Annotated in this window: 28 protein-coding genes, 3 tRNA genes and 1 pseudogene; 1 reads left to right on the top strand and 31 read right to left on the bottom strand. The window is 67.9% G+C overall.

What is annotated here, in order from left to right; all coding sequences use genetic code 11:
* Nucleotides 1-1,001: 1,001 nt before the first annotated feature.
* The 23 genes from SK095_RS12250 to SK095_RS12140 all read right to left on the bottom strand — a co-directional run bounded on the left by SK095_RS12250 (nucleotide 1,002) and on the right by SK095_RS12140 (nucleotide 17,646).
* The gene (locus SK095_RS12250) at nucleotides 1,002-1,559 is read right to left on the bottom strand and encodes a recombinase family protein (protein WP_201487819.1); all 558 of its coding nucleotides are present in this window, start codon (nucleotides 1,557-1,559) and stop codon (nucleotides 1,002-1,004) included.
* A gap of 556 nt (nucleotides 1,560-2,115) precedes the next feature.
* Nucleotides 2,116-2,772, bottom strand: coding sequence for a hypothetical protein (locus tag SK095_RS12245; protein ID WP_320546452.1), 657 nt, complete (start codon nucleotides 2,770-2,772; stop codon nucleotides 2,116-2,118).
* 86 nt (nucleotides 2,773-2,858) lie between these two features.
* A complete protein-coding gene (locus tag SK095_RS12240) occupies nucleotides 2,859-5,822 on the bottom strand; it encodes a DUF927 domain-containing protein (RefSeq protein WP_320546451.1) in 2,964 nt (987 codons plus the stop codon).
* Nucleotides 5,819-6,064 carry a hypothetical protein gene (locus SK095_RS12235; RefSeq protein ID WP_320546450.1) on the bottom strand — a complete coding sequence of 82 codons (246 nt, stop codon included), beginning with the start codon at nucleotides 6,062-6,064 and terminating at the stop codon, nucleotides 5,819-5,821. Before SK095_RS12235 ends, SK095_RS12240 begins: the two co-directional genes overlap by 4 nt.
* Nucleotides 6,061-6,480, bottom strand: coding sequence for a hypothetical protein (locus tag SK095_RS12230; RefSeq protein ID WP_320546449.1), 420 nt, complete (start codon nucleotides 6,478-6,480; stop codon nucleotides 6,061-6,063). Before SK095_RS12230 ends, SK095_RS12235 begins: the two co-directional genes overlap by 4 nt.
* Entirely contained in the window at nucleotides 6,477-6,722 is a 246-nt protein-coding gene (locus SK095_RS12225; RefSeq protein ID WP_201487824.1) for a hypothetical protein, read from the bottom strand. The genes SK095_RS12230 and SK095_RS12225 overlap by 4 nt, the downstream gene beginning before the upstream one ends.
* 3 nt (nucleotides 6,723-6,725) lie before the next feature.
* Nucleotides 6,726-7,064 (bottom strand): hypothetical protein, encoded by a 339-nt coding sequence (locus SK095_RS12220; RefSeq protein ID WP_320546448.1) that lies wholly within the window; start codon nucleotides 7,062-7,064, stop codon nucleotides 6,726-6,728.
* On the bottom strand, nucleotides 7,061-7,327 hold the full coding sequence (locus SK095_RS12215) for a hypothetical protein (RefSeq protein ID WP_201487826.1): 267 nt from the start codon (nucleotides 7,325-7,327) through the stop codon (nucleotides 7,061-7,063). Before SK095_RS12215 ends, SK095_RS12220 begins: the two co-directional genes overlap by 4 nt.
* On the bottom strand, nucleotides 7,324-7,554 hold the full coding sequence (locus tag SK095_RS12210; protein WP_320546447.1) for a hypothetical protein: 231 nt from the start codon (nucleotides 7,552-7,554) through the stop codon (nucleotides 7,324-7,326). The genes SK095_RS12215 and SK095_RS12210 overlap by 4 nt, the downstream gene beginning before the upstream one ends.
* Entirely contained in the window at nucleotides 7,551-7,868 is a 318-nt protein-coding gene (locus SK095_RS12205; RefSeq protein WP_320548940.1) for a hypothetical protein, read from the bottom strand. Before SK095_RS12205 ends, SK095_RS12210 begins: the two co-directional genes overlap by 4 nt.
* 386 nt (nucleotides 7,869-8,254) lie before the next feature.
* Complete coding sequence (locus SK095_RS12200) at nucleotides 8,255-8,605, bottom strand: hypothetical protein (RefSeq protein ID WP_320548895.1); 351 nt, start codon at nucleotides 8,603-8,605, stop codon at nucleotides 8,255-8,257.
* A complete protein-coding gene (locus tag SK095_RS12195; RefSeq protein WP_320546446.1) occupies nucleotides 8,605-9,273 on the bottom strand; it encodes a hypothetical protein in 669 nt (222 codons plus the stop codon). Before SK095_RS12195 ends, SK095_RS12200 begins: the two co-directional genes overlap by 1 nt.
* Nucleotides 9,270-9,983, bottom strand: coding sequence for a KilA-N domain-containing protein (locus SK095_RS12190; RefSeq protein WP_320546445.1), 714 nt, complete (start codon nucleotides 9,981-9,983; stop codon nucleotides 9,270-9,272). The genes SK095_RS12195 and SK095_RS12190 overlap by 4 nt, the downstream gene beginning before the upstream one ends.
* On the bottom strand, nucleotides 9,980-10,267 hold the full coding sequence (locus SK095_RS12185; protein WP_414153889.1) for a helix-turn-helix transcriptional regulator: 288 nt from the start codon (nucleotides 10,265-10,267) through the stop codon (nucleotides 9,980-9,982). The genes SK095_RS12190 and SK095_RS12185 overlap by 4 nt, the downstream gene beginning before the upstream one ends.
* A gap of 74 nt (nucleotides 10,268-10,341) precedes the next feature.
* Complete coding sequence (locus tag SK095_RS12180; protein ID WP_320546444.1) at nucleotides 10,342-10,614, bottom strand: helix-turn-helix domain-containing protein; 273 nt, start codon at nucleotides 10,612-10,614, stop codon at nucleotides 10,342-10,344.
* A gap of 1,087 nt (nucleotides 10,615-11,701) precedes the next feature.
* Nucleotides 11,702-12,943 (bottom strand): tyrosine-type recombinase/integrase, encoded by a 1,242-nt coding sequence (locus tag SK095_RS12175; protein WP_320546443.1) that lies wholly within the window; start codon nucleotides 12,941-12,943, stop codon nucleotides 11,702-11,704.
* Nucleotides 12,944-13,109: 166 nt separating this feature from the next.
* Nucleotides 13,110-13,186, bottom strand: a tRNA-Met gene (locus tag SK095_RS12170).
* 139 nt (nucleotides 13,187-13,325) lie between these two features.
* The gene (locus SK095_RS12165) at nucleotides 13,326-13,817 is read right to left on the bottom strand and encodes an Lrp/AsnC family transcriptional regulator (RefSeq protein ID WP_320546442.1); all 492 of its coding nucleotides are present in this window, start codon (nucleotides 13,815-13,817) and stop codon (nucleotides 13,326-13,328) included.
* A 4-nt stretch (nucleotides 13,818-13,821) separates the two neighbouring features.
* Nucleotides 13,822-14,583, bottom strand: a complete 762-nt coding sequence (locus tag SK095_RS12160; protein ID WP_320548893.1) for an ABC transporter ATP-binding protein — start codon at nucleotides 14,581-14,583, stop codon at nucleotides 13,822-13,824.
* 92 nt (nucleotides 14,584-14,675) lie between these two features.
* Nucleotides 14,676-15,395: an ABC transporter permease gene (locus SK095_RS12155; protein ID WP_320546441.1), complete on the bottom strand. Its 720-nt coding sequence runs from the start codon at nucleotides 15,393-15,395 to the stop codon at nucleotides 14,676-14,678.
* Complete coding sequence (locus tag SK095_RS12150) at nucleotides 15,392-16,120, bottom strand: ABC transporter permease (protein WP_320548892.1); 729 nt, start codon at nucleotides 16,118-16,120, stop codon at nucleotides 15,392-15,394. The genes SK095_RS12155 and SK095_RS12150 overlap by 4 nt, the downstream gene beginning before the upstream one ends.
* Before the next feature lie 69 nt (nucleotides 16,121-16,189).
* Nucleotides 16,190-16,969, bottom strand: coding sequence for an ABC transporter substrate-binding protein (locus SK095_RS12145; protein WP_201487833.1), 780 nt, complete (start codon nucleotides 16,967-16,969; stop codon nucleotides 16,190-16,192).
* Nucleotides 16,970-17,214: 245 nt separating this feature from the next.
* Nucleotides 17,215-17,646, bottom strand: coding sequence for an Lrp/AsnC family transcriptional regulator (locus tag SK095_RS12140; RefSeq protein WP_136490203.1), 432 nt, complete (start codon nucleotides 17,644-17,646; stop codon nucleotides 17,215-17,217).
* Nucleotides 17,647-17,806: 160 nt separating this feature from the next.
* Between SK095_RS12140 and rocF the strand changes: the two genes are divergently transcribed.
* Complete coding sequence (rocF, locus tag SK095_RS12135) at nucleotides 17,807-18,754, top strand: arginase (protein ID WP_320546440.1); 948 nt, start codon at nucleotides 17,807-17,809, stop codon at nucleotides 18,752-18,754.
* Between the two features lie 157 nt (nucleotides 18,755-18,911).
* On the opposite strand, the gene SK095_RS12130 is transcribed toward rocF, so the two are convergent.
* From SK095_RS12130 to ispE, 8 genes and pseudogenes are all read right to left on the bottom strand, one after another.
* Nucleotides 18,912-19,958, bottom strand: coding sequence for an ornithine cyclodeaminase (locus SK095_RS12130; protein ID WP_136490202.1), 1,047 nt, complete (start codon nucleotides 19,956-19,958; stop codon nucleotides 18,912-18,914).
* A gap of 288 nt (nucleotides 19,959-20,246) precedes the next feature.
* On the bottom strand, nucleotides 20,247-21,347 hold the full coding sequence (gene ychF / locus SK095_RS12125; protein WP_320546439.1) for a redox-regulated ATPase YchF: 1,101 nt from the start codon (nucleotides 21,345-21,347) through the stop codon (nucleotides 20,247-20,249).
* Nucleotides 21,348-21,393: 46 nt separating this feature from the next.
* On the bottom strand, nucleotides 21,394-21,978 hold the full coding sequence (gene pth / locus SK095_RS12120) for an aminoacyl-tRNA hydrolase (protein WP_320546438.1): 585 nt from the start codon (nucleotides 21,976-21,978) through the stop codon (nucleotides 21,394-21,396).
* Between the two features lie 38 nt (nucleotides 21,979-22,016).
* Nucleotides 22,017-22,304: pseudogene (gene rplY, locus SK095_RS12115) on the bottom strand (50S ribosomal protein L25); the annotation flags it as partial.
* Nucleotides 22,305-22,409: 105 nt separating this feature from the next.
* A complete protein-coding gene (locus tag SK095_RS12110; protein ID WP_136490198.1) occupies nucleotides 22,410-23,351 on the bottom strand; it encodes a ribose-phosphate pyrophosphokinase in 942 nt (313 codons plus the stop codon).
* Nucleotides 23,352-23,448: 97 nt separating this feature from the next.
* A tRNA-Gln gene (locus tag SK095_RS12105) sits at nucleotides 23,449-23,523 on the bottom strand.
* Nucleotides 23,524-23,572: 49 nt separating this feature from the next.
* Nucleotides 23,573-23,647, bottom strand: a tRNA-Gln gene (locus SK095_RS12100).
* A gap of 26 nt (nucleotides 23,648-23,673) precedes the next feature.
* Complete coding sequence (ispE, locus tag SK095_RS12095) at nucleotides 23,674-24,531, bottom strand: 4-(cytidine 5'-diphospho)-2-C-methyl-D-erythritol kinase (protein ID WP_320548891.1); 858 nt, start codon at nucleotides 24,529-24,531, stop codon at nucleotides 23,674-23,676.
* Nucleotides 24,532-24,550 lie beyond the last annotated feature (19 nt).

The following is a 24,550-nucleotide window of genomic DNA, read 5'->3' as shown; positions in this document are numbered from 1 at the left end:
CTTATCCGTACCGGCTGGTTTTTGCATGTTCCACGTGTTCCGGTGTTCCGCCTTTACGTAAGTCATTGATTTATAATGGTTTCACGGCAGGCGCCAGCCGGAACACCGATTCTGTTCCTGCGTGTTCCAAGGTGTTCCAGGTGTTCCGCTTTCGGGGGGCTCAACGGATCGGCGAACAGGCCGCAAACCCGCGCCAGCCGTGGGATACAGCGTGTTTGGCTGTGCGCGTGCTCGCAGGCGGCAGGCATGATGCCCAGCACTGGCGGCAGGTATCGAGTAGCGGCGCCAGCTGTTCCGCCTGCTGGCCAGGCGCAGGGCGCCCAGGCCGGGCAACCGGTGCGCGGCCTGGCCTCGGGGCGCGCGCCAGCTGGTCGGGCTGGCGCCAGCAGCAGGAGCGCCCAGGCAGCCCCAGGCCATCAGGCAAGGGCAGGCGCTGGCCCGCTGGTGCCGTTGCTCGGGGCTGGCGCTCCAGGTGCTGGCCGGCATCGAGCAGGCCGGGCGCCAGCTGGTCCGCCTGCTGGCCAGGCTCAGCAGATCGCCAGGGCGGCAACGGGGAGCAGGCGCAGGGCGCCCAGGCCGGGCAACCGGTGCGCGGGCTGGCCTCGGGGCGCGCGCCAGCTGGTCGGGCTGGCGCCAGCAGCAGGAACGCCCAGGCAGCCCCAGGCCATCAGGCAAGGGCAGGCGCTGGCCCGCTGGTGCCGTTGCTCGGGGCTGGCGCTCCAGGTGCTGGCCGGCATCGAGCAGGCCGGGTGCCAGCTGGTCCGCCTGCTGGCCAGGCTCAGCAGATCGCCAGGCCGGGCAACCGGTGCGCGGGCTAGCCTCGGGGCGCGCGCCAGCTGGTCGGGCTGGCGCCAGCAGCAGGAACGCCCACGACAACCCCAGGCCAGCAGGCGAAAGGCGGGGCGCTGCTGTGTTGAGCCGAGGGGCGGCGGGGAGTGTGACGGCGGGCGGCTGCTGGTCTGGTCAGGCGCCAGCCCGGCGGCGGGGCTGGCGCTGGTCGCCTACTTGTTCCAGTGGCGCTTGATGGTGGGCAGGCTCATGCCCAGCTCGGCGGCGGCTTGGCTCTGGGTCAGGCCCTTGGCCCTGCAGGCCTGCACCGCCTTGGTGGTTTCCAGCGCCTCGGGGCGTCCGCCTTTCTTCGAGGTGCGGGCCAAGCCTTCTTTGGTGCGCTCCCTGATCCGGTCACGCTCGAAGGCGGCCACGGCAGCCAGCACTGTGAGCTGCAGCTTGCCGGCGGCGCTGGTCAGGTCCACGCCATCGAGGTCGAGGCTGCGGACGTGGATCTTGCGCGCGGCCAGTTCCTCGATGGTGGCCAGCACGTCTTGCACGTCGCGGCCCAGGCGGTCGAGCTTGAGCACCACGAGCACGTCGCCGGCTTCCATCCGGTCGGCCATGCGGGAGAACTCCGGGCGCTGCAGAGCCGGAACCCCGCCAGACACCTGCTCGGCGAACCAGCGGTGCGGCTGAATATCGAAGCCCTTCTGTTGCAGGGCAACCAGCTGGTTGTCCGTGGACTGCTCCAGGGTGGAAACGCGCCCGTATGCGAAGACTCGATTCATGGTTGCCGCCTGCTGGTATCAACTAAGGTGGGATCATTGTGCATTGGTATCAACAGCCTGTAAACCCATATTTGTTGATACCTTTTCGGGCCTGATTTTTTCGGTATCGAAAAACGGTCGTTTGTTGATACCGGCGCCAGCGGCAGAGGCGGTGCCAGGTCGTCAGGGTGGGCGTGGGATCGGCGGGCACGGGATGGCCGGCAGGTGAACGGTTGGGGCTGGAAGGCGCGGCGTTGTATTACAAATGGCACCACCAGACCTATCCTGCACTCGGCGTTGTGCCACAAGTGGCGCCACGAAACCTATCCTGCACTAGTCAACAGACCCGGCCGGCGACAGGGCAACTTGTTGCGCTGGCGATGGCTGGGAGGCAAGCGCAGCGCGGCAGGACTGTTGCCAGGTTGTTGCCCTTCTGTTGCCTGCCTGTCCTTCTCCCGTTGCCCGACTGTTGCCCGCCTGTCGCTTTCCCGTTGCCGGGCTGTTGCCGCGTTGTTGCCAGTGGATGAGGGAAGGTGAAGGGGCGCCGCCGGCCAGGGCCAGCGGTAGGCTGGGAGGGCTACCGCTTCACCACTCTGGCGCCGTTGCTGTCGTGTACCGTCAGGTCTGGGCGCTTGACGGTCACGGAGCCGTCAGAGTTGAGCACCTGCACCGGGCAACTGTACAGCGGGCCACCAGGTGCGAACGGATCGGGCAGCTGTTCGGCTGGTGCGGTACGGATGAACTCCATCATGGCGGCCCGGTACGCCTCGAACAGCGGGCCGCCCTTGCAGTCTTCCCCCCGGCGGCTGGCGCTGTCTTCCAGGGCATGGATGAATGCCACGTCGCGGAAGCTGGTGGCCCCGTCCCGGCGGGCCTGTTCGCGCTCCACGGTGTTGACGTTGAGCAGATCGCACAGCTCGTCGAAGCTCAGGGCGCCAGCGTCGCCGGCCGGGTCGCGGAGCAACAACACGCCGTACATCGTCAGCACATGGCGGCCGGTGGCTAGGTGGTCGGCACGGTGTTCGGCGGCCAGTTGCTCCAGTCGCTCGATAGCGGTCTTGGTGAATGGCAGCCCGCCACGCAGGCAGGCCGCTTGCCGGCGCAGGGCGCGGCGTTCGGCGCGGATGCTCTGGAGCAGGGTGCAGAGGTGGCGGCAGACGCGGCGGGTTATCAGCAGCCGCGTGCGTGCTGTGGTGGTGGGCTTCTGCTCGATGGCGCTCAAGGCTCTGAGCATGTCCGGTGTCATGGTGGGGTTCCTCGCAGTGTCGGCGCCAGCAGTTGGCGCAGCAGCCACCGGCCAGGCCGGTGGCCGGTCGGGTGTCAGGCCGCTTCGGCCAGTTGTTCGGCGGGGCTGTCGGCGTTCAGCGCGGCAGCACTCACCAGGTAACAGCGCGTCTTGCCCATCCCCGGCAGGCGTTCGGAGCGGGCGGCCTTGCCGTCCGTGCCGGGCGTGAGGATGCCCCGCGCCAGCAGCACCTTGTTGACGTTGGCCACGTTGTAGCCCTTCCAGACTTCCGAGGCCCACACGGCGGACAGCACGTAGTAATCCGTCGTGGTGTACAGCTCATCGCCCACGCCGTGCTCCACGGTGCGACGGAAGCCCAGGCGGTCGGTAGTGCGCGGCCCGTGCTCGTCGGTACGCACTGCCACGTTATCCCAGCGGGTGAAGCGGCCTTCCCCGAAGCGTTCAATGATCGTCCGCAGGTGGGTGACGATGGCCTGCTCTTCGAGGTTGCCGGCGCCGCCTCGGGCGTCGAGCCAGGCGCTGAAGCAGGTGCGCGCGGCGTTGTAGGCCGTGAGTTCGGGCCAGCCGGTGACGCCCAGGCGGGTGGCCAGCTCGCCGGCCGTGGCGACCAGGGCGAAGCGCGCAGCCACCCGGCGAACCTGCCCGGCAGCGTCAGCAGGCAGCAGCTTGCCGGCGAAGTGATCCGTCACCCGCGCCAGCTCCTCGGATACCTTGGGCAGTGGCTTGGATTCGAGCATGGCCCGCAGGTATGCGACCAGGGCCGTTCCGTGGTGCTTGCCGGCGTTGCTGGTCAGGGTATCGGCCAGCTCGCCGGCCTCGGCGAAGCCGTGCAGCTCCTCGAACAGCCCCAGGCCTTTGCCGGCATCGGCTGGGATGCCGACCATGCGCACCTCCATCCCGGCTTTCAGCTCCTTGCCGCCTTCGGCCATGTGCTGGGCGAGGGTCTTTTCCCCGGTGGACAGGAACAGCAGGCGCCAGCTGTAGGCCTGTTTGGCGACGGCTCCCCGGTCGTTCGCTCGGGTCTTGCCGGTGCCGTTGCCGAGCATGTACACGGTGTCGCCAATCACGCGGGCGTCGCACTGGTGGATTTCATCGAGCACCAGCAGCCCGTCCGAGTGGGCGGCGGCGGTGCCTTCCAGGGCGTTGTCCGTGCTGCGCCAGGTGCGCAGCATGCGCGGCCCGCCGTAGACCGAGGCGGCGGCCTTCAGGTGGGTGGTCTTGCCGCCCGAGCTGTCGCCGTAGAGGTGGAAGCCGCCCGACTCGGCGCCCAGCAGGTGCAGCAGCGGGCCGGCAAAGGCCGTGCTCACCACGAAGGCCAGGCGGTTGTTGCCGACGCAGTAGCGGGCGACGCCCTGTTGCCACTCCTCCAGGGTGCCGGCCTGCTCGATAGGCGGCAGGGCGGCGCCGCCTTCGTAGAAGTGCAGGTGTTCGGCGCTGTTGCCCAGTTGCTCGCCGGGCAGCAGATAGGCGTCATCGTGCCAGCCCAGGCGGTTGACCAGGCGCGCACGCTCGTGGCTGTCGTAGGACTGCAGGTAGCTCTGCAGATCGTTGCGGCAGTTGCGGGCGTTGCGGCCGATGGCCAGGCGCAGGCCCATGCTCACCAGCGGCCCGACCACTTCCTTGCCGAACTCGCCGGCCATGGCTTGCGAGGGGATGTTGAGGCGCTTCTTTGCCCCGTCCGGGTCGTCGAACTCCACCAGCAGCCCCCAGTTGTGGCCCTTGTCGTCGCGGGTGCGCGCCAGAATGTCGAGCCGCGAACACACAGGGCGTTCGCCTTCGTCGCTGTAGTAGACCACCCCGGCATCCGTCACCCGGAAGCCCGACAGCTGCTCGCTGCTGTCGCTGTTGGCGCTCGCCGCATGGGTGCGTGCAGGCTGGCGCTTGGCGCGGCTGCTGGGCTTGCTGGCGGCCTTCGTCGGGGCATCGCTGGCGCCAGCCTCGGGTGCCGCTTCGGCGGCCTGTGCCGGCGCCGCTGGGGCGGCGTACAGCTCGCCGGCCTGCGCCAGCGCGGCCAGGTGCTCGGGTGTCCAGCCCTTGGCCAGCGCGTCGGCGGCATCGTCGCCGTCTGCCCACTCGCCGCCGGCCTCGAAGGTGGCGGCGGCGTCCACCACTACCGGGCGCCGGGTGAACACGTCGAGCGCCACGGTACGCACGGACGCGGCGCCCAGCTGGCGCAGGTGATCGGCAATCGAGCGCATGCAGGCCAGGCCGTTGCGGTCGTTATCCGGCCACAGCAGCACGTCGCGCCCGGCCAGCGGGGCGAAGTCGGCCTTCTGCCAGGACTGCGCGCCATTGGGCCAGCAGGTGGCCACGTGGTCGGGCAGCAGCTGGGCGGCAGCGTCGGCGGACTTCTCGCCCTCGCAGAGCACCACGGGCGCCTCGAGGCGCTGCGCCAGTTCATCGAGGCGCAGCAGCGGGCGCGGCTCGGGCAGGCTCGCCCAGCGCCATTGCCCGGCGCCGCTGGCGTTGCGGCACCAGGTCAGCGGGGCAAAGACCTTTTCCCGCTTGCCGTCAGCGTCCGGGGCCTTGTCGAAGCGGTAGAGCACCATCAGCGGCTGTCCCTGCGCATCCTTGTAGACCCACACCTTGGACGGCTTGCCGTGCTGGCGGTGGGTCTTGTGGACCTTGGCCATGGCCTCGGCGGGGATCGGCAGCACAGGTGCCCACTCGGGCGCGGCGGGCTTGCTGGCGCTGCTGGTGGCCGGCGCCGGGCTGGCGCCAGCGGTCACGCCCAGGAAGTCGGCCAGCTTGTTGCAGGCGTCCACGTGGCTGCAGCGGTTGAGGTACTGCACCAGGTCTATCAGGTCGCCGCCCTTGTCCCCGGTGGCGAAGTCGGACCAGGTGCCCCGGCGCATGTTCACCTTGAGCGAGCCGGTGTGCTTGTCGGCCCGCGTGGGGTTGGGCGCGGTGTACTCCTTGTTGGCGTCCACCAGCTTGCCGCCGGGCAGCCAGTGCGCCAGCACGCGGTCAATCGAGCGCAGGGCGGCGGCCTTCACCTCGGCGAAGCTGGGGAACTCTGATTTGCGTTGTTCGGTCATGCGTCACCTCGCTGGTGGTACTGCCGCAGGGCAGCGCGCACGCTGGCCAGTTCTTCGGAGAGGGCGACGAAGGTGCAGCCCAGTGCCTTGGCGGAAAGGTTCTGCTGCGCCCCGGTCCCATCGAGGGCCACCAGCAGGGCGACCAGCGTTTCCGCTTTCTCCAGGTGCAGGGTTGCAGTGTCGTAGGCGTCCGAGTCGCTGGTGCTGCTTGGAATGCGTTCGAGCGGAATGTGGATGGTCATGCGACACCCCCAGCACAGCGGGCGCCAGCGGCCGACGCCTGCCCACCGATAGGCTCTTGCCAGTCACCGAGGATGCAGGCGCGGGTGGCGTCGCCCAGCTCATGAGCCAGGCCAAGGGCTGCGACTTCCGCCCGTGCCCTGTTGCGCACGATCATGTGCACGCGGAACACGCCCCAGCAGCTGGCGCCGCTGCTGTCGAGCATCTGAGAGGTGCCGATGGCATCCACGCCCACGGCCAGGGTGACGGCCAGCAGTTGCGCCAGCTCAAGCGGCAGCGGTTCGGGGAGCACCCCCAGCAGCTCGGCGATGTAGTAGGCCTGTGGCATGGCGTGCTCCTCCTTGGGCCGCTCGAAGGCGCCGGGCTGGCGCAGGTGGTGGACGGTGGCGGTGGGCCGGCAGGAATGAAGGGCAGTCATTGGCGGGCCTCCCGCTCTGCTTGGTGGATGATGGCGACCGCCAGCGATTCGGCAGCGTTGAGCCATGCGCTGTGCGCGGCCTGCCAGTCCGGGCCGATGGCGCGCGTGTTCAGCACGCGGCGATGGGCTTCGTTGGCGGCGCGGATCAGCTCCAGGTGGTACGGGATCAGATGCAGGACGGTGGCTTTCTTCGGGCAAGCCGGGGCCGTCGCCGCCTTCTGGCAGCGTTGTTGTTCGGTCATGGGTTATTCCCCCAGCAGGTCGCGCAGCAGGTGGACGGGTACGGCGTCGATACAGCTGGCGCCGATGCGCTCGGCATGCGGCAGGGCGGCGCGCAGTTGCGCCAGCGCCTCGCCGTGCTGCTCCAGGCGCCCGGCGGCAGCGGCTACCCGGTCACGGCTGGCGCAGGCGATGCGCAGCAGGTCGGACGCCAGATAGTCCAGGGTGTAGGGATCGACGGGGCGGCGCAGGCCGGTGGCCGGGTCGCGCTCCTTCGTCACGGTCACGATGCGCTGCAGGCCGGCGCACAGCTCCGGCAGCTCGGCGCCCAGTTGGGCCAGCAGGTAAGGGGCGGGCTGTTTCATGCGTGGCACTCCCCGTTGCGCTCGAAGGCACTCCTTTCCGTGATGCTGGCCAAGTCGTGACCAGCGGCTTTTGCCAGGCGGCCCAGGGCGATGATGGCGTGATGCAGCCCGTTGACCTGATCGGTGGTCATCCGGTCCTCGCCGCCCTCCATCAGCAGCTCAGCAAGGGCCTCCAAGCCCAGCCCGACGCACACCAGGCTATCGGCATGCTCTCGGGCGGCGCCCTCCAGAACACGAGCGGTGGTAATGGCTGGGAGGTTCATTGCGCACCCCCTTCCAGCAGCGCGCGGCGGCTGTCGGCCAGGGCGTCGAACTCGTTGCGCAGGGTGCGCCAGGTGTCCATGTCGATCAGGCGCAGGTCTTCCAGGGCGCCGAGCATGCCGACGGCGGTGCACTCCTCGAAACGGATGCTCTCGGCAGTCTTGGCCTTCGCCAGCCGCGTGCGGGCGGCTTCGATGATCTGGGCAGGGGTCAGGGCCGGGCGACTCATTGCACACCCCCACGGGCTTCCAGGGCGGCCAGGGCGCGCACGTGGCGCAGGTGGTCGCGCAGGTTGAGCGAGTCGATACGCAGCGCCTTGCCGGCCTTGAGCCAGGCCAGGGCGGCGCGCGGGTCGCGGGTGCTGGTAGTCTGCTGCTGCGCGGCCTCGCCTTCCAGGGCGCGGGCGATGCCCATGTGGTGGTTGTAGCGGCGCAGCCGGTTGGAGAGGGAAGAGTCGGAGTGCAGGGCGGCGACGGCCATGGCGCGGTGGGCGCTGGCGCGTGCGCAGAGTGCGGACGGATTGCGGGCGGGGTCGTGCTTCATGGGGTGGTGCTCCTTTTGCTGAGGAGCTGCCACAGTTCGCCGTCAAACGAATTGGGGTGGCAGCTGTACGCGGGTTGACGGACCGGGGCAAAAGGAACCCGGCGCACCCGAAGGTGCCCCACGCACAGCCGCCATAGAGCGACATTGCAGGCGAAAAAATAGCGCCGGCAATGGTCTTGGGGCGCTTGTGCGCCTTTTGCTTGATCGGGCCGTCAAACCCGGCCACGGGATTGACCGTGACGGGCGAACGATAGCGCGGACGAATGGCCGGCGCAAGCCGGCGCGGCGCCATCGATGCTTGCGTGAGCACCGGGCACGGGGTAAGTTGCGTTTGCACAGCAGAAGTACCTCCACGCCCCCAGGTTGCAGCCGGGGGCGTTTTCGTTTCAATGCAGGGTGGCGGCAGGCCGTTGCAGGGCCAGCCATACCAGATGATCGCCAGCGGCTGCCCGCTGGTGCATCTGCTCCAGGGCCTCGGGGTTGGCCAGCAGGTTAGGGACCAGCTCCAGGGCGTCGCCCACGGCCACATCGGCGGGCGGCTCAACGGCGAGCAACGTCCAGGCCGCGCCGGGCCACAGCAGAATCAACACCTGTGCGCCATCGGCCAGCGCGCGGTCACGTAGGACGCGCAGCTGGGCGCGTGCCTTGGCTTCACCGGGTGTCAGCGCCAGCAGCTGGCCGGGTGCGTTGCCGTGCGGCAGGTCGAGGCAGGCGTGGGACAGGAATACCGGCAGCATCACGCGACACTCCGCAGCAGGGGCGGCGCGGGCAGCTCGCCACGCAGCCAGGCGCCAAGCTGGCGGTCTTGCTCCAGGGCTTGGCGGCGATGTTCCCGCAGGTCGGCCAGGCGCTCGGCGATAGCCTTCTGGCGGCGCTCCTCCAGTTCCGCAGGCGTGGGCAGGTCGGGCAGGGCCTGCGGGCTGTCGGCAATCTCGCTGGCCAGCCGTTGGCGCCTCTGCAGCCGACGCTCAAGCTCGGCCATTTCCAGAAAGTACGCCGGGGTCAGGTCGGCGGTTTCGGCCTGCTCATGGGCGGCCCAGGCGGCGGCATCATCATAGAACCAGCAGTCGCACAGGCCGAAGCGGTACAGCACCCACTTGCACAGCGTGCCGGCGCCCTCCTTGGCCTTGAGCACATGCGGTTTCATGGCGAATTGACCGTCGCCGATGATCGCCCCGAACTCCCGGTGGCTGGCGCTGGTCAGTTGGCGGCGCAGCAGGTCGCCCGGCCTGCAGGGCACCGCCAGGCCGGCGGCATTGACGAATTGCGCTTCGTCGCCATCCCAGCACACGGCAACGATGGTGCCGTTACGCAGCAGCGGGCCTTGCGAGCCCGGCCAGGGGAAGCGAAATCCCAGGCTGTAGGTGTCGATCAGCGTGACGGGCTGATAGGTCTTCCTGCTCATGCGGCGCTCCCATGGTTGGCGATGCGTGCCCGTGGCGTCAGGCGCCCGGCCTGCAGCCGCTTCGCGTAGTCCTGCAGGCTGGCCTTGCGCTCGGCGTAGGTCATGCCTGCAGCGAGCAGGGAGGCGGCGCGCAGTTCGACCAGGGTGACGATTTCCAGCTCGGCGGCGTTCAGCTGGTCGCGGCTGCGGCCGGCGAAGGCGCCGGTAGCTACCTCGTTGATGAGGCGGTTTTCGTTGATGAAGTGGTGCCGCTGGGCGGTCTTGCCGCGCGCCTCGCAGTTGAGCGCCACGGCATCGCAGACGGCGCGGTGCCCGAGGGTGGCCTCGTGCCGGGCCGTGGCCCAGTGGCTGCCGTCGCCGCGTAGCAGGGTGTCGATTTGCATGTCGCACCAGACGGCGAACTTCGCATCGAGCCAGCGGGCGAACATGACCGCCAGCTTCGGGTGCAGCCAGGTGCCGCCGCCACGGTCTGCACGGGCGCGGCTGGTTTTTACATACCCGGATTTCCGGGTATCTAGAATCCCAGTCTGCTGCCCAGTCAGCACTTCATCGAGGGCGCGGATATAGGTCAGCGTCTCGGCGTTTTCCAGCCAGTGGTCCAGGCGCTTGCCGAAGCGTTCTGCAATCTCGGTTGCATGCAGCCAGCCATCGGCGTTGAAGCGCACCGGGTGGCCTTGGTAGTCGCGGGGGATGATTGCCTTGGCTGTCATGCAGCACTCCCACGGGCGGCGATGCGCGTCCGAATCCATTCTTGAACCTCCCCCAGAACCCAGGCCACCGGGGCGCTTCGGGCGGTGCTGGCGCTCAGTGGCACCGGCCGGGGGAATGTCGGGTCATCCTTGAGCACGCGATACACAGTCGCCCGGCCACCAAGGCCAGTCAGGGCGAGCAGCTCGGGCATGCGGATAAGCGTGGTGGCCGGATCGAACGGGAGCGCCCCGGCAGCGACCTTGCTGGCGCCAGCAGCGCGCAGCGGGTGGACGTTGGCGGCCATCGGTGCCGGGTCGGCAGGAAGGCCCGCAGGGGACGCGCTGGGGGCTTTGGTGGGGGTGGTCTTGGTCTGGTGCATCAGGCCGCCCCCTGTGCCGGGCTGGCGGTGCTGGTGCGCTGGCGCGACTGAAACCAGGCAGTCAACGCGGCCTTGCTGTAGCGGATGCGGCCCCCTACGCGAATGTACGGGAGGCCATGGCGGCCGGTGCTGCGCCAGGTGGCCAAGGTGCGGTCAGACAGCCCGAGCAGTTGGGCGGCCTGTTCGGGCGTCAGCAGATCGGCAGGGTCGAGAATGGCCGGCATAGCCGGGCGGAAGGCGGGCGCCGCGTGGGCGGCAGGGGTGGGGTTCATCAGGTAGGCCCTCGGGTTGAGACGAGGGCGCATAGTAGAAAACGACAAAAGTCGCACTTTGGCAAGCCCTCGCGGTTGTTGGTGAGGGCTATCTATTTACAGTGTTTTTCGAGCGAGCTGTACACCGTATCGCGTTCATTTGGGGAGCCTTCGACGCACCCCAACCTATGCGAACGTATACGAACGTATACGAACGCAACCGCCTGAATAAATCCGACGAACGGCACCCCGCGCCCCGTTATCGCTCGCCTTGCCCGCGCGCTCGCACCGGCTTTATTCGTTGGTGTTTGTCGGCGAACGGCTGGCCAGCAGGCAAGGGCAGGGGCCTTGCCGCCTCGGGTGCCGGTTTTCTGGCGGTCGTGCCGGGTGCAGGTGTCGTGCTGGTGATCGCCAGCGGCGCAGGGCGGTTAACCGCTGGCCGGTGCTGCTAGGTTAACCGCGTGGTGCTCGCTCGGCGCAGGCTGGGCGGCGTTGGGCGCCAACTGCTCGGGGTGAGCGTCTGCCCCGGCGGCAGGACAGCCGAGCGGCTGCACCAGGTGCGGGCGGGCATCGAGGCCAGCGGTCCCCCAGCTGTTGGCGCAGGTGGTGCGGATCGTCGCCGGTTCCAGCGCCAGCCCGAGCAGCACCAGGGCGGCGCGGCGCTCGATGCTGGCGGGCTGTGCCCGGCGGCGAGCCCCAGTTGCTCGGGCCTGTTCGGTGGCTGGCGCAGGTGCGGCGGATCGCCGTGGCGACCATGGGCCAGCAGGCGAAGGGCTGCCCGTTGTCGTGCCGAATCGAGCGCGGCCGGGCCGGGGCTGTGGTGCCTTTCGGCGGGCTGGTGCGTTGAGCCGGGCGCCAGCCGCTGGCGCCGACGTTGAGCACCGCGAATCGGCTGCAGGCCACGGCTGGCGCGGGTTTGCGGCCATTTCGCCGGCCCGGTGGATGCGCCGAAAGCGGAACACGTGGAACACCTTGGAACACGCCGGAACAGAATCGGTGTTCCAGCTGGGCGCGTCAGATAAACCCTTATAAATCAATGGCTTGCGAAATAGCGGAACACCGGAACACGTGGAACACGCAAAAAGCAGGGGGTACGGGAAACGCATGCTCAAACCACCCTGCCGAACTGGCCTTGCACCACGTTGCCGGCGGCGAGTTTGTCCAGGTGGTCGGCGTACCACTGCACCATGGTGCGGCGCTGCTCCAGGTACTTGGCCTTGTTGTAGATGCCGCGCACGCCGGGGGCCTTGTGACTCAACTGGGCCTCGATGTGGTCAGCGTCGAAGCCGTGTTCGTTGAGGATGGTGCTGGCCAGGTGGCGGAAGCCGTGGCCGGTCTGCCGGCCTTCGTAGCCGAGGCGGCGCAAGGCCATCAGGAATACGGTGTCGCTGCGGGGCTTGGTGCGGTCGCTGCGCCCAGGGAACAGCAGGGGATAGGCTCCGGTGATGGTGCGCAGCTCCTCCAGTGCCTCGACGGCTTGGCGAGGGAGCGGCACCAGGTGTTCGCGGCCACCCTTGCGGCCCTTGCGCTGCTCGGGGATGGTCCATAGCTGGCGCTCGAAGTCGAATTCCGACCACTCGGCTTCGCGCAGCTCGGACGGGCGGACGGCCAGCAGGGACAGCAGGTGAAGCCCGAGGCGCACATCATGGGCATGGGGATAGGCCCGGATGGCGCGCAGCAGGGCCGGCAGCTCATCGAGGGAGACGTGGGCGTAGTTGTCGGCGGTCGGGGCTTGGATGAACTTGTGCAGCCCTTCCAGCGGGTTGTAGCTGGCGCGGCCGGTCACTCGGGCCAGGTCGTAGGCATCCTTGCAGTAGGCTCGGACCCTGCTCAGTTGTTCGAGGATGCCTTTGCGCTCCATCCCGCGCAGCAGTTCCAACCATTCCATGGTGGTGATCTCGGCGAAGGCCCGCTTCCCGAAGGTGGGGAACACGTGCAGCTCCAGTGCGCCGAGGATGCGCTTTGCCGTGCCGGGGTCCCAACTGGCCAGGCGGGAGCTGTGCCACTCCCTCGCCAGGGCCTCGAACGTGCTGTTGGTGGCAGCCAGCTCGGCGGCCTTGCGGGCCTGCCTGCTCGCCATGGGGTTCTTGCCTGCAGCCTGATCGGCGCGCAGCTCTGCGGCCTTCTGGCGGGCGAGGGCGCCGCCAACCTCGGGATACCCGCCCAGCCCCAGCCAGGACCACTTGCCGTCCGGTTTCTTGTAGCGGAGTTCCCAGGACTTTTGCCCGTTGGGCTTTACCCGGAAGTACAGGCCGGCGCCGTCCAGCTCCCGGTAGGTGCTGGCCTCGGGTTCGAGGCTGGCCAGGGTGGTATCCGCCAGCGGGCGGCGCTTGATGTCTGCTCGCTTCATCCGTGTACGCCTCGGGTTCAAGTAATCACGAAGCATACACAGGGGCATACACCGCGCCCAGTGCTATAGCGAGACAAAACGAGACAAGCAGAAACAAGAAAGCCCGCACGGGGCGGGCTTCTTGGGGCGTTTCAGATACATCATGAGACAACCTGAAACTAGTATTTGGTGGCTACGCAGGGACTTGAACCCCGGACCCCAGCATTATGAATGCCGTGCTCTAACCAGCTGAGCTACGTAGCCAACGGCGCGCATTATTCTCTCCGGCGGGGCGCCTGTCAACCCCTCGATGCAGAAAAAATTCCAGTGCGATCAAACGCTTGCCGCCGTCCCATGCTTGCCGGTGAGCAGCCGTCCGGCATGGCGGCCGCAGTGCCGCTCCTCAGCCCGGCATGGGCGCGGGGTTCTTCACCGTGGCCAGCTCGGGGTGGGCGACCAGCTTGTCGATGTGCAGCTCGGGATTGTCCAGCCAGGCCTCGGTCAGTACCCGGTAGTGCTCCATGTCGCGGCAGCGCATGCGCAGGCTGTAGTCGAAGGTGCCGCTGATCAGGCGGCACTCGAGCACCTGCGGGCAGGCGCGCATGCAGGCCTCGAAGGCCTTCTGCGCGGCGCGCCCGCTCTGGTTGGACAGCGCCACCAGCACCAGCAGCGACAGGCCGGGGGAGACCTGCTGCAGGTCGACGATGGCGCCGTAGCCGAGGATCACCCCCATGCGCTCCAGCTTGCGCACCCGCTCGAGGCAGGGCCGCGGGGTCAGGTGCACCAGCTCGGAGAGCTTCTGGTAGGTGATCCGCCCGTTGTGGCGCAGCACCTCGATGATCGCCTGGTCGATGCGGTCGAGGGGCAGGTTGTGGTCTGGGCTGGCGTCGGGCATGGCTTCACTTCAACCGGTTGGAGAGGAACTGTTGCAGGCGTTCGCTGGCCGGGTGGTCGAGGATCTGGGCGCTGCCCTGCTCCTCGACGCGGCCCTGGTGGAGGAACAGCACCTGGCTGGAGACCTGGCGGGCGAAGCCCATCTCGTGGGTGACCATGATCATGGTGCGACCCTCCTCGGCGAGAGTCTGGATCACCTTGAGCACTTCGCCAACCAGTTCCGGGTCGAGGGCCGAGGTCGGCTCGTCGAACAGGATGATCTCCGGCTCCATGGCCAGCGCGCGGGCGATGGCCACGCGCTGCTGCTGGCCACCGGAGAGGAAGGCCGGGTACTGCCCGGCGACCCGCGCCGGCAGGCCGACCTTGTCCAGATAGGCGCGGGCGCGCTCCTCGGCCTCGCGGGCCGGGACGCCGAGCACCTGGCGCGGCGCCATGGTGATGTTGTCCAGCACGCTCAGGTGGCTCCACAGGTTGAAGTGCTGGAACACCATGGCCAGGCGGGTGCGCAGGCTCTGCAGCTGGGCCTTGTCGGCGACGCTGCTGCCGTTGCGCCCCTGGCGCATGGCGATGGTCTGGCCGTCGAGGGTGATGCTGCCGGAGTCGGGCTGCTCGAGGAAGTTGATGCAGCGCAGCATGGTGCTCTTGCCCGAGCCGCTGGTGCCGATCAGGCTGATCACGTCGCCGCTGCGGGCGTCGAGCGAGACGCCCTTGAGCACCTCGTTGTCGCCGTAGCGCTTGTGCAGGTCGGCCACCTGCAGCTTGTGCAGGGTGGTGCCGGCGACGCTGCGCGGCTGGGCAGCGGCGCGGGCGGAGAGGAGGCCGGCCGGGCTGGCGGGCATGGCGTAGGCGGTCTGGTTCATCACGAGTTACCCCGGGTTGGGCCGAGAAAGGTCATCCAGTGGCGTTCGGCGAGACGGAACAGGCCGACCAGCAGGAAGGACAGCAGCATGTAGAGCAGGGCGGCGATGCCGAAGGCCTGGAAGGTCATGAAGGTGGCGGCGTTGGCGTCGCGGGCGACCTTGAGGATGTCCGGCACGGTGGCGGTGAACGCCAGCGAGGTGGCGTGCAGCATGAGGATCACCTCGTTGCCGTAGTAGGGCAGGGCGCGGCGCAGCGCCGAGGGGATGATCAGGTGCAGGTACAGGCGCCAGCCGGTGAGGCCGTAGGCGCGGGCGGCCTCGATCTCGCCGTGGGGAATGTTGCGGATCGCCCCGGCGAAGATCTCCACCGTGTAGGCGCAGGTGTTCAGCGCGAAGGCCAGGATGGTGCAGTTGATCGCCTCGCGGAAGAAGGCGTCCAGCAGCGGCTGGGAACGCACCGCCTCCAGGCTGTACAGGCCGGTGTAGCAGATCAGCAGCTGGATATACAGCGGCGTGCCGCGGAACAGCCAGGTGTAGAACTGCACCGGCCAGCGCAGCAGGCGGTTGCGCGACACGCGGGCGATGGCCAGCGGCAGGGCGAGGACGAAGCCCAGGCCGATGGAGGCGACCAGCAGCCAGAGGGTCATGGCCAGGCCGGAGAGGTTGTAGCCGTCGTTCCACAGGAAGGCCAGGCCGTACTGTTGCAGCAGCTCGATCATGGCGCCAGCTCCTTGATGCCGGTGTTGTAGTGGCGCTCCAGGCGGCGGAACACCAGGTTGGACAGGCTGGTGATCAGCAGGTAGACCAGGCCGGCGATGATCAGGAACTGGAACGGCTCGCCGCTGCTCTTGCCGGCGTTCTGCACCGCCTTGACCAGGTCGGAGAGGCCGATGATCGACACCAGCGCGGTGGCCTTGAGCAGCACCAGCCAGTTGTTGCCCAGGCCCGGCAGGGCGAAGCGCATCATCTGCGGGAACAGCACCAGGCGGAAGCGCTTGAGCGCGCCGAGGCCGTAGGCGGTGGCCGCCTCCAGCTGGCCGCGCGGCACGCTGAGGATGGCGCCGCGGAAGGTCTCGGTGAAGTAGGCGCCGTAGATGAAGCCGAGGGTGGCCACGCCGGCGCTGAACGGGTCGATCTCGATGTAGTCCCAGCCCAGCGCGTCGGTCAGCTCGTTGAGCCAGGTCTGCAGGCTGTAGAAGATCAGCAGGATCAGCACCAGGTCGGGCACGCCGCGGATCAGCGTGGTGTAGCCGGTGGCCAGCAGGCGCAGCCAGCGCAGCGGGGCGAGCTTGGCGCTGGCGCCGAGCAGGCCGAGGGCCACGCTGAGCAGCAGCGACAGCGCCGCCAGTTTCAGCGTCATCCAGGTGCCCTGCAGCAACAGGGGGCCGAAGCCGTGCAGGTCGAGGACCGGCAGGCCGAGGGAGAGCAGGAGGTCATTCACGATGGAATACCTGTTCGGAATGGCGAGGGCGGGGCCCGGCCGCCGGGTCAGGCGGGCCGGGCGGTGGCGCGCTTACTCGTGGTAGATGTCCTGCGGACCGAAGTACTTGCGCTCGATTGCCTTGTAGGTGCCGTCGGCGTGCAGGGCGGCGATGCCCTTGTTGAGCAGCGCCTTCAGCTCGGCGTCGTTCTTGCGCAGGCCGATGGCGATCACCGAGGGCAGGCCCGGATCGAGGATCGCCGGGCCGCTGTGGAAGGCCTGGCCCTTGGGCAGGGAGAGGAAGTTCAGCTCGGCTTCCAGCTTGTCGGTGACGATGGCGTCGAGGCGGCCGTTGGCCAGGTCGGCGTAGTTCTGGTCCATCGACTGGTAGGCCTTGATCTGCGCGCCGGCCGGGGCCAGCTTGGCGCGGGCGTAGACTTCCTGGATGGAGCCCTGCAGCACGCCGACCTGCTTGCCCGCCAGCGATTCCGGGGTTTCGCCGAAGCCGGCGTCCTTGCGGGTGACCACCGAGGTGGGGCTGAGGAACAGCTTGTCGGAGAAGTCGATCTGCTTCTCGCGGGCCGGGGTGACGGCCATCGACGACATGATGCCGTCGAACTTGCGGGCGCGCAGGGCGGGGATCAGGCCGTCGAAGTCATTGGTCACCCAGGTGCACTTGACCTCCAGCTTGGCGCAGATGGCGTTGCCCAGCTCGATGTCGAAGCCCTTGAGGCTGCCGTCGGCGGCCACCGACTCGAAGGGCGGATAGTCGGGGAATACCCCGAAGCGGATTTCCTTCCACTCCTTGGCCTGGGCCAGTCCGGCGGACAGGGGGAGGACGACTGCGGCTACCAGCGTGCAGAATTTTTTCATGGAGGTGTTCCACTGTAGGTCTTGTTTTTGTTGTGCCACGGGCCTGGACCGGGCGGTGTGGACCGCCGGGCCGGCATCGGCTGGGCACAGAGAATGACCTGTGGCGTGCCGCCATTGGTGTCGTAAAGGGCTGTCCGCCGGGCAAGAAATCGTTGTTAAAAAACCGAAAACAGCAGAATCGGCTGTCGACTGCTGCTTTTATGTTCCCGGGGCGCCGGCGGTGTCGCAAATCTGTACGAGCGCCCTCACTTGTAGGCCGCCAGCAGCAGGTTGCTCTCCGAGTTGGCGACGCCCTTGATCGCGCGCAGCTCGCGCAGCACCCGGTCGAATTCGACCAGGGTGCCGGTATGGATCTCCGCCACCAGATCCCAGCGGCCATTGGTGGTATGCACCTGCACCACCTCGGGGATCTGGCGCAGGGCGGCGATCACCGCGTCGCTGGCGCCGCCGCGCAGCTCGATCAGGGTGATGGCGCGCACGCCGCTGCTTTCCAGCTCGTTGCGCAGCTTGATGGTGAAGCCGACCAGCAGGCCGGAGCGCTGCAGGCGGTCGATGCGGTTCTGCACCGTGCCGCGCGAGACCTTGAGGCGTTCGGCCAGGGCGGCGGTGGAGGCGCGACCGTCCTCGCGCAGCAGGGCGAGCAGGCGGCGGTCGAGGTCATCGGGTTGGTCATGCATGGGCGTCACCGGGCTGGGCGGGAAGGGTTTTTGACAAAACGTCAGACTAGTCTGTCTTTTTGCTTCGTCATTGTACGAAAAATGTAATTTATCTATCTATCTGCTAGGCGGCCTCTTTCCTAGAATTTTCCCACCATTTCACTCAACCGGAGCCGCCATCGTGTCTGCCTTTCATGCCCCGTCCCCCCTGCCCAAGACCGTCAGCCTGGTCGGGGCGCCCACCGATGTCGGCGCCGGCGCCCGCGGTGCCTCCATGGGGCCGGAGGCCCTGCGCGTCGCCGGCCTGGAGAGCGCGCTGCGCGAGCGCGGCTTCCACGTGCTCGACCGCGGTAACCTGAGCGGCCCGGCAAATCCCTGGCTGCCGCCGCAGCAGGGCTACCGCCATCTGGCGGAAGTGATCGCCTGGAACCAGGCGGTGCACGATGCTATCTACGCTGAGCTGCGCGAGGAACGCCTGCCGATCCTGCTCGGCGGCGACCACTGCCTGGGCGTCGGCTCGATCAGTGCGGTGGCCCGCCACTGCCGTGATACCGGCAAGAAGCTGAGGATCATCTGGCTGGACGCCCACGCCGACTTCAACACCTCGCAGCTCACCCCGTCGGGCAACCTCCACGGCATGCCGGTGGCCTGCCTGTGCGGCGACGGCCCGCGCGAACTGGTCGAGATGGCCGGCCAGGTTCCGGCGATCCAGCCGCAGTGGATCCGTCAGATCGGCATCCGCAGCGTCGACGAGGGCGAGCGCGTGCGCGTCCACGAGGCCGGCCTCGAGGTGATGGACATGCGCTACCTCGACGAGGTGGGCATGCGCGCCGCCATGCAGCAGGCGCTGGCCGACCTCGACGACGACACCCACCTGCACGTCAGCTTCGACGTCGACTTCCTCGACCCGGAGATCGCCCCCGGGGTCGGCACCACGGTGCCCGGCGGGCCGAGCTACCGCGAGGCGCAGCTGTGCATGGAGATGATCGCCGACACCGGCCTGCTGCGCTCGCTGGACATCGTCGAGCTGAATCCGGCGCTGGACCAGTGCAACCGCACCGCCCGGGTGGCGGTGGAGCTGACCGAGAGCCTGTTCGGCAAATCGACGCTGATGCGCGCCGCGCGCTGACGCGATCCTTCCCCACGGCATGACGACCGGGGCCGCCGCAGGGCGGCCCCGCTCGTTTGCTTTGCAGTCTCGGTCTGCGGCCAGCGCCCTGACCACGGAGACGGCAAAACGCCCCGGGCCTGATGGCGCGGGGCGTTCGGTGTTGCGCGTTGGCCGATCAGGCGCGCTTGAGCAGCGGCTGCTCGACGCCCTCGCCGAGCAGGGCGAACAGGTTCTTCGGATCGCGCGGGCTGGGCACCAGCTCGATCAGGCTGCCGATGTCCAGGCGCTCGGCGACGTCGCGCACGTAGCGCAGGGCCGAGTAGTCCTCAAGGGCGAAGCCCACCGAGTCGAACAGGGTGACTTCCGCCTCGCTGCGCCGGCCGGCGGCGGCGCCGCTCAGCACCTGCCACAGCTCGGTGGTAGGCGAGCCGGCCGGCAGCTGCTGGATCTCGCCCTCGATGCGGCTCTGCGGCTCGTACTCGACGAACACGCTGGCCGCCTCGACGATGCTGCGGTGCAGCTCGGTCTTGCCCGGGCAGTCGCCGCCCACGCCGTTGAGGTGCATGCCCGGCTCGATCATCTCCGGGGTGAGGATGGTGGCGTTGGTCTTGTCGGCGGTCACCGTGGTGACGATGTCGGCGCCGCGCACCGCCGCAGCGGTGGACTCGGCGATGATCACCTTGATGCCCGGGAAGCCGGCCAGGTTGCGTGCCAGCTTGCGGGTGGCCTGCGGGTCGACGTCGTACAGGCGGATCTCGTCGATGCCGAGGATGTGGTGGAAGGCGATGGCCTGGAACTCGCTCTGCGAGCCGTTGCCGATCAGCGCCATGCTGCGCGCGTTCTTGCGTGCCAGCACGCTGGCGGCCAGCACCGAGGTGGCGGCGGTGCGCAGGGCGGTGGTCAGGGTCAGCTCGCTGAGCAGCACCGGCTTGCCGGTGGCGACGTCGCCGAGGGCGCCGAAGGCCATCACGGTGAGCATGCCGTCGCGGGTGTTCTTCGGATGGCCGTTGACGTACTTGAACGCGTACAGAGCGGCGTCGGACACCGGCATCAGCTCGATCACGCCGTCGGCCGAGTGGTTGGCCACCCGGGCGCACTTCTCGAACTCCGGCCAGCGCAGGTAGTCCTGGCGCAGGTACTCGGTCATCTCGGCCAGGCAGGTGGTCAGGCCCTGGCGGGCCACCAGGCGGCTCAGGTCGTTGACGTCGATATAGCGGGTCATCTTGTTGTTCCTCTTGGCTATCGGCTCGGGCGGCCAGCGGCGCGGGGCCTGGTCCTGGCTGCGGCCAGTCCGCGGTACGCGTCTGGCGATGGGGCTATTGTCGGCCGGCAGGGCCGACAATCCCGGCTGATCTGCTGTCGCCGCCCAGCCTGGAAAGCTGAAAGGCAAGGCGCGACAGCCGATTCGGCTGTGCTGGCGAGCGCCTGGAGGAAGAGGAGGGGGCGGAAGGAGGAAGGGCAGAAAGCACAAGCCCCGCACGGGGCGGGGCTTGTCGGCAGGCGGAGAGGCTCAGACGTTGAAGCGGAAGTGCATCACGTCGCCGTCCTTGACGATGTAGTCCTTGCCTTCCAGGCGCCACTTGCCGGCTTCCTTGGCGCCGGCTTCGCCGCGGTACTGGATGAAGTCGTCGTAGGCGATGACCTCGGCGCGGATGAAGCCCTTCTCGAAGTCGGTGTGGATCACCGCGGCGGCCTGCGGGGCGGTGGCGCCGATCTTCACGGTCCAGGCGCGCACTTCCTTCACCCCGGCGGTGAAGTAGGTCTGCAGGCCGAGCAGCTGGTAGCCGGCGCGGATCACCCGGTTGAGGCCCGGTTCCTCCATGCCCATCGACTCGAGGAACATCTGCTTCTCCTCGTCGTCGTCGAGCTCGGCGATCTCCGCCTCGATCTTGTTGCACACCGGCACCACGATGGCGCCTTCTTCCTCGGCGATGGCGCGCACCACGTCGAGGTGGGGGTTGGCGTCGAAGCCGTCCTCGGCGACGTTGGCGATGTACATCACCGGCTTGCTGGTCAGCAGGTGGAAGCCGCGGATGACGCGCTTCTGCTCCTCGTCCATGTGCTTCATCAGCGAGCGTGCCGGCTTGCCTTCGCTGAAGTGGGGGATCAGATGCTCGAGGATGGCCTTCTGCGCCAGGGCTTCCTTGTCGCCGCCCTTGGCGTTGCGCTGCACCTTCTGCAGCTGCTTCTCGCAGCTGTCGAGGTCGGCGAAGATCAGCTCGAGGTCGATGATCTCGATGTCGCGCCGGGGATCGACCGAGTTGGACACGTGGATCACGTTGTCGTCCTCGAAGCAGCGCACCACGTGGGCGATGGCGTCGGTCTCGCGGATGTTGGCGAGGAACTTGTTGCCCAGGCCCTCACCCTTGGAGGCGCCGGCGACCAGGCCGGCGATGTCGACGAACTCCATGGTGGTCGGCAGCACGCGCTCGGGCTTGACGATCTCGGCCAGCGCGTCGAGGCGCGGGTCGGGCATCGGTACGATGCCGCTGTTCGGCTCGATGGTGCAGAACGGGAAGTTCTCCGCGGCGATGCCGGACTTGGTCAGGGCGTTGAACAGGGTGGACTTGCCGACGTTGGGCAGGCCGACGATGCCGCAGTTGAATCCCATGGTGTATCCCTCGCGGAGATGAATTCGGTCGAAAAGGGGGGGGGCGTCAGGCTTTCTGGCTGTGCAGCTGCTGCATGGCCTTGGTCCAGTCGCCGGCGAGCATTTCCGGCAGCACGTCGAGGGCGAAGTCGATGCTCGCCTCGAGCTTTTCCTGTTCGCTGCGCGGAGCCCGGCCGAGGACGAAGCCGGAGACGAGGTTCTTGTCGCCGGGGTGGCCGATGCCGAGCCGCAGGCGATAGAAGGAATTCTGGTTGCCGAGCTGGGCGATGATGTCGCGCAGCCCGTTGTGGCCGCCGTGGCCGCCGCCCTGCTTGAGCTTGGCGGTGCCGGGGGGCATGTCGAGTTCGTCGTGGGCCACCAGGATGGCCGCCGGCGGAATGCGGAAGAAGTTCGCCAGCGCCGCCACGGACTGGCCGCTGCGGTTCATGTAGGTGGTGGGGATGAGCAGACGAACGTCGCGGCCCTGATGGCTGAACTTGCCGACCAGGCCGAAGTACTTCTTGTCGGTGGCGAGGTTGACGCCCAGCTTGCGGGCCAGCTCCTCGACGAAAAGAGCCCCTGCGTTGTGCCGGGTCTGCTCGTATTCCGGACCGGGGTTACCGAGGCCGACGATCAGTTGGATGGCAGTCACGACAGGGGCTCTCTCAGACGTGCAGGCGATTATCAGGCGCGCACGAAGTCCATGTGCAGGGCGAAGCCCTTGGACGGATGACGCTGGATGGCCTTGATCACCACGTTCTGCACGACGCCGTCGATGTTCAGGGCGACGGTGTTGGCGAACACGGCCTGGTCTTCCAGCAGCTTGACGACTTCGCGGGCTTCCATGCAGATGGACTGCGGGGCCTGCTCGCCGCCGTAGACGACGGCCGGAACCAGGTTGGCGTTACGACGCAGGCGGCGGCTCGCACCTTTCCCCAGGTCGGAACGCGCTTGGGCATTCAGGGTGAAGTTGGTCATTGCAGTTCTCCAGAATGACAACAACGCCCGAAACGCTTGCGACCAGCGTTCGGGCGGTTGCTTGTAGGCCCCGCAAGGCGGGGCGGTTATATCGGCGCCCGTTCCTCAGCGGAACATGGCGCTGATGGATTCCTCGTTGCTGATGCGGCGCACGGCCTCGGCGACCACCGGACCGATGTCCAGCTGGCGGATGCGCTCGCAGGCCTGGGCAGCGGCGGACAGCGGGATGGTGTTGGTCACCACCAGCTCGTCCAGCGTCGAATTCTCGATGTTCTCGATGGCGCGGCCGGACAGCACCGGGTGGGTGCAGTAGGCGTAGACCTTGGCGGCACCGTGCTTCTTCAGCGCGGTGGCGGCATGGCACAGGGTGCCGGCGGTGTCGACCATGTCGTCGACCAGCACGCAGGTGCGCCCCTCGACGTCGCCGATGATGTGCATCACCTCGGAGACGTTGGCCTTCGGCCGGCGCTTGTCGATGATCGCCAGGTCGACGCCCAGGCTCTTGGCCACGGCGCGGGCACGCACCACGCCGCCGATGTCCGGGGAGACGATCATCAGGTTCTCGAAGCGCTGGGCCTGGATGTCGTCGACCAGGGTCGGCGAGCCGTAGATGTTGTCCACCGGCACGTCGAAGAAGCCCTGGATCTGGTCGGCGTGCAGGTCGACGGTGAGCACGCGGTCGATGCCGACCACGGTCAGCATGTCGGCCACCACCTTGGCGCTGATCGCCACGCGGGCGGAGCGCGGGCGGCGGTCCTGGCGGGCATAGCCGAAGTAGGGGATGACCGCGGTGATGCGGCTGGCCGAGGAACGACGGAAGGCGTCGGCCATCACGATCAGTTCCATCAGGTTGTCGTTGGTCGGCGCGCAGGTCGGCTGGATCAGGAACACATCCTTGCCGCGCACGTTCTCGTTGATTTCGACACTGCTTTCGCCGTCGGAGAACTTGCCTACGGAAACGTCACCGAGGGGGATGTGCAGCTGACGCACGACACGGCGGGCGAGATCGGGGTTGGCGTTCCCCGTGAAGACCATCATCTTGGACACGCGCAGTACCTGCCGGCTGAGGGTGGGCCTGGATGAACAAAAAACCTTTGTGACCTCGCGGTCATGACCGCAAAACCACAAAGGTTTTTCAGGAATATGGCAGGGGCGGCTGGATTCGAACCAACGCATGGCAGGATCAAAACCTGCTGCCTTACCGCTTGGCGACGCCCCTGTGGCGTAAATCGAATGTGGAACCGGAAACACGACCCTCGGAGAGGTTATGGCAGGGGCGGCTGGATTCGAACCAACGCATGGCAGGATCAAAACCTGCTGCCTTACCGCTTGGCGACGCCCCTGTATCGTATAACCGAATGCCTGGCATTCACTTCCCGCGCACTGCCTCGAGACTGCGGTGCAACATCGAGATGTTGCTACCCCGTGCCACGAAGCTTGGCAGAGTGCCCGGAAGCTGGCGCGAGATTTTATCAGCATCGTCGCGGTTTGGGAAGCTCCCAAACACACAAGCTCCGGTGCCGGTCATTCTTGCGGGAACAAAATTGTTCAGCAAGTTCAAGGCGTTACGTACTTCTGGGTAACGCTGCTCGACCACCGGCTGGCAGTCGTTACGACCGCCCCCTGCGGGAAGGCCGCAAACTCTAATGGCAGGGGTGTCACGTGTCAACTCCGGCGCGGAGAAAATTTCTGCTGTGCTGACAGACACTTGCGGCACTGCAACGAGAAACCAGGGCTCTTCCAGCTCGACCGGCACCAGCTGCTCGCCGACGCCGCCGGCGAAGGCGGCGCGGCCGCGGACGAACACCGGGACGTCGGCGCCCAGCGACAGGCCGAGTTCGGCCAGGCGGTCGAGGCCGAGCTCGGTCCGCCACAGGTGGTCGAGGCCGAGCAGGGTGGTGGCGGCATCCGAGCTGCCGCCGCCGATGCCGCCGCCCATCGGCAGGCGCTTGTCCAGCCAGATGTCGGCGCCCAGCGGCGTGCCGGATGCCTGCTGGAGCAGGCGCGCGGCGCGCACGATCAGGTTGCTGTCGTGGGGCACCCCGGCGATCTCGCTGTGCAGGCGGATCTCGCCGTCCTCGCGCCGGCGGAAACCCAGTTCGTCGCCGTGGTCGAGGAACTGGAACACCGTCTGCAGCTCGTGATAGCCGTCGGCGCGGCGGCCGAGGATGTGCAGGAACAGGTTGAGCTTGGCCGGGGCCGGCAGGATCAGGGTGGCGTCGTGCATGTCGGTCATGGGCGGTGGG

The organism is Pseudomonas sp. AN-1 (assembly GCF_034057115.1).
Lineage (GTDB): Bacteria > Pseudomonadota > Gammaproteobacteria > Pseudomonadales > Pseudomonadaceae > Geopseudomonas.
Note: the sequence above shows the minus strand (reverse complement) of the source record. Positions and strands in the feature narration are given on the sequence as shown.